Below are 12,845 nucleotides of genomic sequence, written 5' to 3' on the forward strand. Positions count from 1 at the left end.
AATCATTAGGGAATCAATTAAAAAGATATAAGGGTTTAAGTTTTAAAAACTTAAACCCTTATTTTTTTATTCAAAAATTCATCCTAACAAATTTTAAAAAATACATTGACTTGTCCGTATAAATATTCTATGATTAATATCGAACTTATGAATACGCTTTCAAAATATGAATGTGTGATTTCAAGGAGGAAAACAATGAGTAAGGAAAAGAAGATTCCAAGTGGATTTATTTATTTCTTTGGTTCATTTGGTGGGATTTTATTTGGTTATGATATTGGTGTAATGACAGGAGCACTTCCCTTCTTACAAACTGATTGGAACTTGCAAAATAATGCGGGGGTAATTGGTTGGATTACATCTGCCGTAATGTTTGGGGCCATTTTTGGTGGCGCTTTAGCCGGAAATTTGTCTGACAAACTTGGTCGTCGGAAGATGATTTTGATTTCATCGTTAGTTTTTGCAATCGGCTCACTTTTGTCAGCGCTTTCTCCACACGATGGACAAATTTATTTAATCGCTGTACGTATTTTCTTAGGACTTGCAGTAGGTGCTGCATCGGCCCTTGTACCAGCTTATATGTCAGAAATGGCTCCAGCTCGTTTAAGAGGTCGTCTATCAGGTATTAACCAAACCATGATTGTTTCAGGAATGTTGCTATCATATATTGTTGACTTTTTACTTAAAGATTTACCAGAACAAATGGCTTGGCGTCTAATGCTTGGTTTAGCCGCTGTACCAGCAGTTATCCTTTATTTCGGAGTTTTGAAATTACCAGAATCACCACGTTTCCTAGTTAAAAGTAATGATATTGACGGAGCAAGAAGAACATTATCTTACATCCGTCCTGAAAATGAAGTTGATGCAGAATTAAAAACAATCAGAGAAACAGCAGCTGAAGAAGAATCAGCTAATACTAGCTCAACATTCTTAGATTTATTAAGTGGTAAATACCGTTACTTAGTAATCGCTGGTGTTGGGGTAGCCGCTTTCCAACAATTCCAAGGTGCAAATGCCATCTTCTATTACATTCCATTAATTGTTGAAAAAGCAACTGGAAATGCTGCAAGTTCAGCATTGATGTGGCCTATTATCCAAGGTGTCATTTTGGTTCTTGGTTCACTAGTATTCCTATGGATTGCTGACAAATTTAAACGTCGGACATTGTTAACCATGGGTGGAACGGTTATGGGACTTTCATTTATCCTTCCCGCTGTTCTTAACATGTTCATCAAAGATATGAACCCAATGATGATCGTTGTATTCCTATGTATCTACGTAGCCTTCTATTCATTTACTTGGGCACCATTAACATGGGTGATCGTCGGAGAAATCTTCCCACTAGCAATTCGTGGTAAAGCTTCCGGAGTTGCATCATCATTCAACTGGATTGGTTCATTCTTAGTTGGTCTTTTATTCCCAATCATGACAGCTAACATGCCTCAAGAAGCGGTGTTCGCAATCTTTGGAATTATTTGTTTGTTAGGTGTTCTATTTATCAGAACACGTGTACCTGAAACAAAAGGTCACACACTAGAAGAAATTGAAGAACAAGGACTTGGAAAATAAATTAGTTTGGAGATTTTAAAATGAATTTAGTTGAAATATCAAAAGAAATTGAAAATGGCAATGTAGCACTTGGTATTGAACTTGGTTCAACCCGAATCAAGGCCGTTTTAATCACCAGTGACTATAAGACAATTGCTTCAGGAAGTTTTGTCTGGGAAAACCAATTTAAGGATCAAATCTGGACGTATTCATTGGATACAGTTTGGCAAGGGATCCAAGCTAGTTATTCGCAGATGGCTGCTGAAGTGCACAGCAAATATCATCAATCATTAACTTCCATTAAATCAATCGGAATTAGTGCAATGATGCATGGTTATCTAGCATTTTCAAAAAATAATGATTTGTTAGTGCCATTCCGCACCTGGCGGAACAACATCACGGAAGAATCTGCTGCAAAATTGACAGAAGCATTTAGTTTCAATATTCCACAACGCTGGACGATTGCACATCTCTACCAAGCAATTCTAAATGGCGAAGAACATGTTAAGGATATTGATTTTGTAACGACCCTTGCTGGCTATGTGCACTGGAAATTATCTGGTGAAAAAGTATTGGGTGTTGGTGATGCCTCAGGAGTCTTCCCTATCGATGAAAAGACGGGCTATTATTCAAAATCAATGCTGAAAACGTTTGCTGAACTAGAAGATGTTAAGCAGTTTGATTGGGATATCAACCAAGTCCTCCCAGATGTGAAGAGCGCTGGTGAAAAAGCCGGTGAATTAACTGCCGAGGGTGCTAATTTACTTGATGTAACTGGCAATCTTCAAGCGGGTAGCGTAATGGCTCCTCCAGAAGGTGACGCAGGAACTGGAATGGTGGGTACTAATAGTGTTCGCAAACGAACTGGTAACATTTCGGTCGGGACATCAGCCTTTTCAATGGTGGTACTAGAAAAGCCTTTGAAATCCGTTCATCGTGATATCGACGTTGTAATGACTCCCGATGGAGCCCCAGTTGCTATGGTTCATGTTAATAACTGTTCATCAGATATCAATGCTTGGGCCCAAATCTTTAGTGATTTTGCAGCAAGATTAGGAATTAACCTAGCACCAGATAAGCTCTATGAAGCACTCTTCTTAGAAGCAACTAAAGCTGATCATGATTTGGGACATTTGATTAATTATAGTTATCAATCTGGTGAAAATATTACAAATATCAAAGCAGGACGACCATTATTTGTTCGTAAGTCGGATAGTAATTTCAACCTACCAAACTTTATGCAAACTCAACTTTATTCTGCGTTTGCACCCCTAAAAATTGGTATGGACATCCTTAGCAATGAAGAAGATATCAAGACGGATGTCATGATTGCTCAAGGTGGATTATTCCGTACTCCAGTAGTTGCTCAACAAGTTTTATCGGATGCGCTTAATATTCCGATTACTGTAATGGCTAACGCTGGCGAAGGTGGGCCATGGGGAATGGCAGTCCTAGCAATGTTTGCTAGCGACAGTAATGGTCAAAGTTTAAGTGATTATCTAGACACCAACGTCTTTAGTAATCCTGAAAGTATGACCTTGAGCCCTGAACCAGAAGGCGTTGAAGCATACGACGAATTTACTAAGGAATATGTAGCAGGCTTACCAGTTGAAGCTCAAGCTGGAGAAGTAATTTAGGAGGGATAAAGTTAATGTTAGAGAAGTTAAAACAGGAAGTTTACGAAGCAAACATGCAACTTCCTAAATTAGATTTAGTTACCTTTACTTGGGGTAACGTTTCAGGGATTGACCGCGAAAAAGGTCTATTCGTTATCAAACCATCTGGGGTCGACTATGACAAGTTGAAACCAGAAGATATGGTAGTAGTAAATTTGAAGGGTGAAGTTGTGGAAGGTGAAATGAATCCTTCTAGTGACACACCTACGCATACGGTTTTATACAACGAATTCCCAGAAATCGGTGGGATTGTACATACCCATTCTCCATGGGCTGTTTCCTTTGCCGCCGCAGAAATTGATGTACCAGCTTTAAGTACAACCCACGCTGATACATTCTACGGCGACGTGCCGGTAACACCGGCACTCACTAAAGAAGAGATTGAAGGCGGTTATGAAGAAAATACTGGTAAGGTAATTGTTAAGACATTCAAGGAACGTAAGATTGATCCAGAAGCGGTTCCAGCTGTTTTGGTTAGCCAACATGGACCATTTGCTTGGGGCAAGACACCTGACAAAGCGGTTTACAATGCAAAGGTTTTAGAAGTTGCTTCAGAAATTGATTACCACGCTCTTCAAATGACTAGAAGAAATGTTGAAGTTCCTCAATATTTGTTAGACAAACATTATTACCGTAAGCATGGTAAGAATGCCTACTACGGTCAAGAAAATGCTAAGTCTAAAGAACACGCAGCAAGAAAATAAAAAAACTAAAAAATAAGGAGATTTTTATCATGAAAAAAGTACAAGATTATGAATTTTGGTTTGTTACAGGTAGTCAATTCCTATATGGTGAAGAAACACTACGTTCTGTAGAAAAAGATGCAAAAGAAATCGTTGATAAGTTAAACGAATCAAAGAAGTTGCCTTATCCAGTTAAATTCAAGCTAGTTGCTACAACAGCTGAAAACATTACAGAAGTAATGAAAGAAGTTAACTACAATGATAAAGTTGCCGGTGTGATTACATGGATGCACACTTTCTCACCAGCTAAAAACTGGATTCGTGGTACAGAATTACTCCAAAAACCATTGCTACACTTAGCAACTCAATTCTTGAACCACATTCCATATGACACAATTGACTTTGATTACATGAACTTGAACCAATCAGCTCATGGTGACCGTGAATATGCATTCATCAACGCTCGTCTACGTAAGAATAACAAGATTATCTCAGGTTACTGGGGTGATGAAGGCATTCAAAAACAAATTGCTAAGTGGATGGATGTTGCTGTTGCATACAACGAATCATACGGTATCAAGGTCGTAACTTTCGCTGACAAGATGCGTAACGTTGCTGTTACAGATGGTGACAAGATCGAAGCTCAAATCAAGTTTGGTTGGACAGTTGATTACTGGGGTGTTGCAGACCTAGTTGAAGAAGTTAATGCCGTTTCTGACGAAGACATTGACAAGAAGTACGAAGAAATGAAGAATGACTACAACTTTGTTGAAGGTCAAAACTCTTCCGAAAAATTCGAACACAATACTAAGTATCAAATTCGTGAATACTTCGGTTTGAAGAAGTTCATGGATGACCGTGGATACACAGCATTCACAACTAACTTTGAAGACTTAGCTGGTTTGGAACAATTACCAGGTTTAGCAGCACAAATGTTGATGGCTGAAGGTTATGGATTTGCTGGCGAAGGTGACTGGAAGACAGCTGCTTTGGACCGCTTATTGAAGATTATGGCTCACAACAAGCAAACTGTATTTATGGAAGATTACACACTTGATCTTCGTGAAGGTCATGAAGCAATCCTTGGATCACATATGCTTGAAGTTGACCCATCAATCGCCAGTGACACACCACGTGTTGAAGTACACCCATTGGACATTGGCGGTAAAGAAGACCCTGCTCGTTTTGTATTTACAGGTATGGAAGGTGACGCTGTTGACGTTACAATGGCTGACTATGGCGACGAATTCAAACTTATGTCATATGATGTTACTGGTAACAAGACTGAAAAAGAAACACCATATCTACCAGTTGCAAAACAACTTTGGACTCCAAAACAAGGTTGGAAGCAAGGTGCTGAAGGCTGGCTAACACTTGGTGGTGGACACCATACAGTTCTTTCATTTGCAATTGATGCTGAACAATTACAAGACCTTAGCAACATGTTTGGTTTGACATACGTTAACATCAAATAATGCTTTACAGTAAGATTTAAATCTTAAAAATAATTTATTCAATGCCACGAAGGAGAAATCTTTCGTGGCATTTTTGGTGGTTAAAAAATTTTTTGGGCATACATAATTAAAGAAACAAATGTTTTTTTAAGGGAGATACCTTTTATTTTGGTTAACTTTGTGCAATACTACACATGTAAATAATTAAATTCTAAGGAAGTGTCTTTATGAAAATTGCTGTAATTAAGGAGCAAAAAGAAGGCGAAGGACGGGTAGCAGCCACACCTGAAAATGTGCAAAAGATGGTAGAAGCTGGAAATGAAGTTCTTGTGGAGCGCGATGCAGGAATTGGTGCCGGATTTTCCAATGAAGAATTTGAAAATGCAGGAGGAAAAATTGTTTCTCATGCGGAAGCTTGGAAGGCTAAGTTATGTATTAAAGTTAAGGAGCCTGACGAAGAAGAATATCAATATTTTGAAAAGGGCAAGATTGTCTGGGGCTTCCAGCATTTAGCATCTGCAAAAGCTACCGTGGAAGCCATGATGCAAGCAGGAGTAACGGCAATTGGTGGTGAAACGATTGTCAAAGATGGAAAGCTAGAACTGTTAGCACCGATGAGCCAAATTGCGGGGCGTCGCTCGGTAATCATGGGAGCATATTATTTAGAAGCGCAACATCAAGGCGCTGGTATTTTATTGCCAGGAATTCCAGGCATGATTTCAGCGGGTAATGTTGTAATTTTTGGTGGCGGTAACGCCGCTACCGGTGCAGCAGATACAGCACTGGGATTAGGTTGTTCAGTGGTGATTATTGAATTGAACGACCAGAGAATCCAACAGCTCCAAAAATTATATGAAGGTAAAAAAGTTCGAGTCGTTAAGTCAAATGAAGCAAATTTAGCCCAAGAAATCAAAGATGCTGATCTATTTATATCGACCATTTTGATTCCAGGTTCTCGGCCACCTAAGTTGGTTAAAGAATCGATGGTTAAAACGATGAAGAAGGGCTCAGTCATCGTTGATATTGCAATTGATCAAGGCGGAACGGTAGAAACCATTGACCACCCAACGACGATTGACGATCCAATTTTTATTAAAGATGGCGTAATTCATTATGCTGTACCTAATCAACCAGGAGCAGTTCCACGGACATCCACGATGGCTTTGGCTGCCGGTAATTTAGATTATCTATTGGAAATAGCCGATCAGGGGATTAAAGCTGCTGGTAAAAATGATCCAGCATTAGCATCTGGGATTAACCTGTATGAAGGAAAAATTACTAATCAAGGTTTGGCAGACTCCTTGAATCTTCCATATACTGAACTGAAACTATAGAAAAAGGGGGTGGCGTTGATGTTAGTAGAGAAAGAACCCAGAAACCAAGTTGTAGCAGTAACTGATAATTTATTAAATCTAAATCAGATTGAAGAAGCCCGCGAGGTTATTAAAAAATATGCGCGTCGGACACCGTTAGTTAAGTCCATGTTTTTGAGCAACAACGTTGTCCATGGGGATGTCTATTTAAAATTAGAGAATATGCAATTAACCGGTTCTTTTAAATTTAGAGGGGCGAATAACAAAATTAACCACTTGAATGAAGAAGAAAAACAACGAGGTGTAATTACAGCTTCGGCTGGAAATCATGCACAAGGAGTAGCTTTGACCGGTAAGTTGCTGGGAATTAAAACTACGGTAGTGATGCCGGATGAGGCGCCCCAAATGAAGCGCGATGCAACCCGAGGATATGGAGCGGAAGTAGATATTCATGGCGCAACTTTTGATGACGCTCACGAATGGATGCGAGAAAGAGCTGAAAAAGAAGGAAAAACCATTGTAGATCCGTTTAATGATGCTTTAATTTGTGCTGGACAAGGAACTATCGGTTTGGAAATTCTAGAAGATTTAGTGGATGTAGAAACCGTTGTAGTACCAGTCGGGGGCGGTGGCTTAATTTCAGGAATCGCCACGGCCTTGAAGTCGATCAACCCTTCGATTCATATCGTCGGAGTTCAATCGGAAAATGTGCATGGCATGAAGGCGTCTGTTGATGCAGGCAAAATTGTTAAACATCACCAAGATTTTACGCTAGCAGACGGAACTGATGTAGCAACCCCAGGTGATATTACATTTGGGATTGTTTCCAAACTAGTGGATGAGATTGTCTTGGTTAGTGAAGAAGAAATTTCAAAAGCGATGAAAGATTTGATGCAGAGAACCAAGGTGGTTGCTGAAGGAGCAGGAGCATTGCCAACGGCCGCTTTAGAAGCAGGTAAGATTGATCCAAAATGGACTAAAGATAAGAAGGTTGTGGCTTTAGTTTCCGGTGGAAATGTGGATCTACAGCGAGTTTCACAGATTATTGATCACTTCTTTACTCCTGTTGATACGCATAAAGGTGCCATTGGGTAATTAATATTTTGTGAGTGAAAGAGGGAATCAAATTGGCAAAAAATAAGGAGCAAAAAAGCGGTAAACATGTACCGTATGTCACTAAAAAGCAACGGGGTGGTAGTCCAGCCATCTTAATCATGGGGATTATTTTAGCTATTATTTTTGGTGCATCAACGGCTTATTCAGGGATGAAAGCTGGATTAACGGTCGCCGCAGGAATTCCAGGTTCAATTATTGGATCAGGATTGGTTAGTATTTTTGCCAGAAAAAAAGGGATTTTAGGCAAAAATATACTGCAAGGCATGTCGAGCGGTGGTGAAGCCATTGCCAGTGGAATGATTTACGTTTTACCAGCCATTATTTTAATTGGCGGGCACGTTAATTTTTGGACCGGAATGATGGTGGGAATTTTAGCCGTGCTATTTGCCATTGGGAGTGCTTCGTTAGTACAAAATTATCTAATTGTAGAAGAACATGGACGTCTAGCTTATCCCGAATCAATGGCGATTACGGAAGCGTTAGTGGCCTCAGAAAGTGGTGGTGATTCACTTAAATTCTTAGGAATTGGTTTCGGAATTGGTGGTTTGATTACCATGGTTACAACCCAAGTTTTCGGGTGGCTAAACAATATGATTACTTACACCGGAAATTCATTTTATCGTTGGAAAATGTCTACTGAAGTCAATCCGATGTTAGCAGGAATCGGTTTTGTAGTTGGAATTGATGTAGCTTTAACGATGTTTGCGGGATCGATTCTTTCAAATTTTGCGGTAGTTCCGTTGGTAAGCTACTTTACCCAAATGGCTGGCGGAAGTGCTCACGTTTGGAATAATGCAGCTTTGCATATTTCACAAATGGGTGTGGATGATGTCGCTGGATCGTACGTTAAGTATATTGGGGCCGGAATGATGCTTTGCGGAGGAATCATTGGAGCAATCAAGTTGATTCCCGTAATCTGGACTTCGATTAAAAAAGTAATCAACGCTCGCAATAGCGCTACGGAAGAAAAGAATGCCCTAGGTGTGATTGCATTGATGTTGTCGATAATTTTAATTTTTGTCGCTGGTTTTATTATTTCAGGTTCATTTTTAGTTGCTCTTATTGGTGGAATTCTTTCACTATTATTAGCTTTATTATTTGTAATTGTTTCGGCCCGTTTAGCAGGAACCATCGGGTGCTCGAACGCGCCGGTGTCAGGGATGACTATTGCTTCATTGGTAATTATGACTTTGGCCTTTGTATCAATGGGATGGACAAATCAGAACTACAGTGAAATCTTATTGCTATTTGGAGTTTTCATTGTTACCGCAATCTCGGTTGGTGGGGGTTATATGCAAACCCAAAAAGTTAACTATATGATTGGTGGTTCCAATCGTGAGATGATGAAATACTACATGATTGCCGGAATTGTGGGGGTATTTACGGTCGTAGGAACAACCGTGATCCTAGCTCCACAATTACAGGTGACCGGTTCTAACCCACCATTTGGATTACCCCAAGCCAATTTGATTGCAACGCTAACAACGGGAATTATGTCGGGAAATCTACCATGGATTATGGTCATTGTCGGAATAGTAATGGCGATTGTTTTATGGATGCTAGATTTACCAATTATGACGGTGGCTTTAGGTTTCTACTTACCAATTTCGACTACTTCGATCATTTTAGTGGGAGCGTTGCTTAAATTGATTGTAGATAAGACAACTAAGGGAGAAGCATTAAAAGCTAAAAGAATCCAAAGTGGTGTCAGTCTTTCTTCAGGTTTAATCGCTGGGGGCTCAATCATTGGCTTGATTGGTATTATTCTACACGTGACTGGTTTGCTTAAAGATGCGTCACCTAAAGGTTTTGCCGCCGGAAATGCGATGGGAATCATAATCTTAATTGTATTAGCGGTTGCCATTGTTGTACCACTTTACATGATTAAAAAGGTAGAAGATCGGAAACCAAGTGATGAAAACGAGGGATGAGCATCAGTTAACAGATGATGAATTACGGGAGATTGTATTTGAAAAGAATCCACGAGTGGACTACGAACTAAAACAAGGAATTATTACAATTATTAAGCCACAAGATCATTGGATTCAAAGATTTTTCCGCAAGCTTAATTTTAAAATTCCCGAAAATACTTATTTAGATTTGGACGAATATGGGAGCTTCATATTTCAACAAGTAAATGGTAAGCGGAGTGTCTATGAGATTGGGCAAAATTTAGGTCATAAATTTACCGAAGCTAACGAGTATTTATACAGTCGTTTGTGGTTATATTTAAATCATCTGGAAGAAAACGAACAAATTATTAAACGGATTTCTTAAATTTACGAAGGAGAATATTATGGAAGATCGAATCGAATTGTCAGCATGTACCTCAATCATGGTAGGAAAAGCAGCTTCCCTAGATGGAGCGACGTATATTTCTAGAAATGAAGACCGCCTAATTGCCATTCATCCAAAGCGTTTTTTGGTACAACCAGCAGTTAGCGGGCGTAAAGAAACTTATACATCGCCCTACAATGGGTTGACGGTGCCTTTACCAGCAAGCGGTTATCGCTATACTTCTACGCCGAATGGGGATGAAAGTGATGGCCCTAATGAAGAGGACGGCTTTAACGAAAAGAACGTTGGTGAAAGTGCCACAGAAAGTGTTTACGCAAACGAACGGGTACTGGCTTATGATCCATTTGTTAAAAATGGATTGGCAGAAGATTCAATGACTACTTTGGTATTGCCTTTTATTAATTCGGCGCGCGATGGTGTGCGCTATTTGGGTGAACTGGTTAAAAAGTATGGTTCTGCTGAAGGAAATGGTGTCCAATTTAATGATGCGGATGAAGTTTGGTATATGGAAATTGTGACCGGTCATCAATGGGTCGCTGTACGAATTCCCGACGATTGCTATGCCGTGGCAGCTAACCAAATTGCTATTGAGGATATTGATTTTAACGATCCCGATAACTACATGTGGTCAGAAAATATTCAAACATTTGTGGAAGAACATCATTTGAATCCTGACCGAGATCGGTGGAACTTCCGTCACATTTTTGGAACGGATACTGAAAAAGATCATCACTACAATACTCCACGGGTTTGGTTTGCCCAAAGGTACTTAAATCTAGAAATTGACCAGGATCCTGAATCTCCAGAACTACCATTTATTCGGAAGGCTAGCCGGAAAATTGCAGTTGAGGATATTCAATATATTTTGAAGTCTCACTATAACGAAACTAAATACGATCCTCTCGGAAGCGGAAGTGAGCACGATCGCAAGACTTATCGGGCCATTTCGCTATCGAGAACTGCTAATTCACACATTCTCCAAATGCGCGATAGTCGTAAAAATGGTGCTGCCGGAGTGCAATGGATTGGATTTGGCGTGCCAAGTTTCTGTCCACACGTTCCGTTCTTTACGAATGCAAATGATACAGACGTTTCATATCGAGAATTACCTGAACAAATGTCGTTAGATAGCGCCTACTGGTTATATGAAACATTAGCAATGGTCGTTGAATCGCATTATGCGGAATTTATCCAAGCGGACCTAGATTATCAAAAGGAATTATCACAGTGGGCAAGAATGAAGATTAGTGAGGTTGACCAGCAAGCTGAAAGCCTTGAGGGAGCCCAACTTACGGACTATTTAACTAAACAAAACCATTTAATCGCCCAGCATTATAATGATGAAACTAAAAAACTTCTAGCAGAACTAACGAAACAGGGAGCGGAATTGTCGAAGTTGACGTTTAAGATGGATCCTAATTTGTAGAGGTAATAAAACCATTTTAAGGATTTATAAGGATACTCAATATCTGCTTTCAATGGATTTCCTCGTTTCTTTAGTATAAAAAAGGTTTTTGGATACAAAATAAAAATCCCAGAAGACAGTTTTTGTCTTCGGGATTTTTAAGTTAGAGGTTTATTTTTTATTTACCAGGCACATAATCAGGATCAATGATTAAAACCGGTTTAATAACTTCACCTGAACGAGAAGCAGCATTTGCTTCATTAATTTCGTCAAAATTAAAGAATTTTTCAGTCTTATCAAAATCAAACATGCCAGCTTTGTAGAATTCAATTAGACGAGGGATGTCAATTTGTGGAATCGAATCGCCCATGTTGACACCGACAATCTTCTTGTCATCTACACAAAGATCATTCCAAGTATCAAGGTCAATGTGATTTGGTGTTACAGCGATAGTTGCAGTGGTACCACCTTGGGTTAGAACTTTGATGGAATCTTCCATGACTTTAGTGATACCAGTTGTGTCAACAGCCCAATTAACTCCGAGGCCGCCAGTTAATTTTTTCACTTCTTCGACTACATCAACATTTTTACTATTGATAACATCAGTAGCACCTAATTCTTTGGCTAAGGCTAAACGAGAATCAACAATATCAATTCCGATCACTTTTATACAACCAGAAATCTTACCAGCCATCATAGCTGCTAAACCAACGGCTCCTGTACCAAATACGGCGATGGTGTCACCGGGACGTGGTTGAAGAGTGTTGAGAACGGTACCTGAACCAGTTACATAGCCACATCCAAGTGGTCCAACTTTACGAAGATCGATAGCGTCATCAATTTTAACGGCATTTCGTTCACGAACAACGGTCGTAGAAGTGAATGAACTTTGGTCAAACATATCTGCAACGTGCTTGCCATTTTCAGTGAAGTGGCTTGAGCCATCTGGACGTACACCAGAAAGGTTGTTAGCGGCGTAGTTACGGCATTGAGTTGGGATCCCACGTAGACAATTATCACAATTTCCGCAAGCATAGAAACTTAGAATGACATGGTCGCCAGGTTTAAATTGTGTAACTTCTGGTCCAACTTTTTCAACGATTCCGGAACCTTCATGGCCAAGAACAATCGGATAATCAATAATAGCATCACCCACCCGTAGAGCTTCGTCAGAATGACAAATTCCACTGGCAACCATATGAACTTGAATATCGTCTGGCCCCATTTCAGCTAATTCAATATCATCTTTAATCTTAAAATCACTATTTTGTTGATCAACAACTGCTGCTTTAATTTTCATGAACTAGGATCTCCTTTGTGAATTGGTATGTATGATTCATAAACTAATTATTTCA

Annotated in this window: 10 protein-coding genes; 9 read left to right on the plus strand and 1 reads right to left on the minus strand. The window is 39.6% G+C overall.

Going from position 1 to position 12,845, the window contains the following annotated elements; genetic code table 11:
• Positions 1-195: 195 nt before the first annotated feature.
• The 9 genes from IV86_RS06765 to IV86_RS06805 all read left to right on the plus strand — a co-directional run bounded on the left by IV86_RS06765 (position 196) and on the right by IV86_RS06805 (position 11,511).
• Positions 196-1,566: a sugar porter family MFS transporter gene (locus IV86_RS06765; RefSeq protein ID WP_002834343.1), complete on the plus strand. Its 1,371-nt coding sequence runs from the start codon at positions 196-198 to the stop codon at positions 1,564-1,566.
• Between the two features lie 20 nt (positions 1,567-1,586).
• Entirely contained in the window at positions 1,587-3,182 is a 1,596-nt protein-coding gene (locus tag IV86_RS06770; RefSeq protein WP_002834342.1) for a xylulokinase, read from the plus strand.
• A 14-nt stretch (positions 3,183-3,196) separates the two neighbouring features.
• Complete coding sequence (locus IV86_RS06775) at positions 3,197-3,925, plus strand: L-ribulose-5-phosphate 4-epimerase (RefSeq protein ID WP_002834341.1); 729 nt, start codon at positions 3,197-3,199, stop codon at positions 3,923-3,925.
• A gap of 29 nt (positions 3,926-3,954) precedes the next feature.
• Positions 3,955-5,379: an L-arabinose isomerase gene (gene araA / locus IV86_RS06780; protein WP_002834340.1), complete on the plus strand. Its 1,425-nt coding sequence runs from the start codon at positions 3,955-3,957 to the stop codon at positions 5,377-5,379.
• 206 nt (positions 5,380-5,585) lie between these two features.
• Positions 5,586-6,692: an alanine dehydrogenase gene (gene ald / locus IV86_RS06785; RefSeq protein WP_002834339.1), complete on the plus strand. Its 1,107-nt coding sequence runs from the start codon at positions 5,586-5,588 to the stop codon at positions 6,690-6,692.
• Between the two features lie 18 nt (positions 6,693-6,710).
• Entirely contained in the window at positions 6,711-7,766 is a 1,056-nt protein-coding gene (tdcB, locus tag IV86_RS06790; RefSeq protein WP_029257661.1) for a bifunctional threonine ammonia-lyase/L-serine ammonia-lyase TdcB, read from the plus strand.
• A gap of 32 nt (positions 7,767-7,798) precedes the next feature.
• Entirely contained in the window at positions 7,799-9,718 is a 1,920-nt protein-coding gene (locus tag IV86_RS06795) for an OPT/YSL family transporter (RefSeq protein ID WP_036673256.1), read from the plus strand.
• Complete coding sequence (locus IV86_RS06800; RefSeq protein ID WP_002834334.1) at positions 9,702-10,064, plus strand: PqqD family peptide modification chaperone; 363 nt, start codon at positions 9,702-9,704, stop codon at positions 10,062-10,064. The genes IV86_RS06795 and IV86_RS06800 overlap by 17 nt, the downstream gene beginning before the upstream one ends.
• Positions 10,065-10,083: 19 nt before the next feature.
• A complete protein-coding gene (locus tag IV86_RS06805) occupies positions 10,084-11,511 on the plus strand; it encodes a C69 family dipeptidase (RefSeq protein ID WP_002834333.1) in 1,428 nt (475 codons plus the stop codon).
• 157 nt (positions 11,512-11,668) lie between these two features.
• Here IV86_RS06805 and IV86_RS06810 read toward each other — a convergent pair whose 3' ends face one another.
• A complete protein-coding gene (locus IV86_RS06810; protein WP_002834332.1) occupies positions 11,669-12,790 on the minus strand; it encodes an NAD(P)-dependent alcohol dehydrogenase in 1,122 nt (373 codons plus the stop codon).
• Positions 12,791-12,845 lie beyond the last annotated feature (55 nt).

This window comes from Pediococcus pentosaceus (assembly GCF_001437285.1).
GTDB classification, from domain to species: Bacteria; Bacillota; Bacilli; order Lactobacillales; family Lactobacillaceae; genus Pediococcus; species Pediococcus pentosaceus.

Coding starts and splice junctions, on each gene's coding strand:
- IV86_RS06765 (WP_002834343.1), top strand. CDS start 196: ATGAGTAAGGAAAAGAAGATTCCAAGTGGATTTATTTATTTCTTTGGT.
- IV86_RS06770 (WP_002834342.1), top strand. CDS start 1,587: ATGAATTTAGTTGAAATATCAAAAGAAATTGAAAATGGCAATGTAGCA.
- IV86_RS06775 (WP_002834341.1), top strand. CDS start 3,197: ATGTTAGAGAAGTTAAAACAGGAAGTTTACGAAGCAAACATGCAACTT.
- araA (WP_002834340.1), top strand. CDS start 3,955: ATGAAAAAAGTACAAGATTATGAATTTTGGTTTGTTACAGGTAGTCAA.
- ald (WP_002834339.1), top strand. CDS start 5,586: ATGAAAATTGCTGTAATTAAGGAGCAAAAAGAAGGCGAAGGACGGGTA.
- tdcB (WP_029257661.1), top strand. CDS start 6,711: ATGTTAGTAGAGAAAGAACCCAGAAACCAAGTTGTAGCAGTAACTGAT.
- IV86_RS06800 (WP_002834334.1), top strand. CDS start 9,702: ATGAAAACGAGGGATGAGCATCAGTTAACAGATGATGAATTACGGGAG.
- IV86_RS06805 (WP_002834333.1), top strand. CDS start 10,084: ATGGAAGATCGAATCGAATTGTCAGCATGTACCTCAATCATGGTAGGA.
- IV86_RS06810 (WP_002834332.1), bottom strand. CDS start 12,790: ATGAAAATTAAAGCAGCAGTTGTTGATCAACAAAATAGTGATTTTAAG.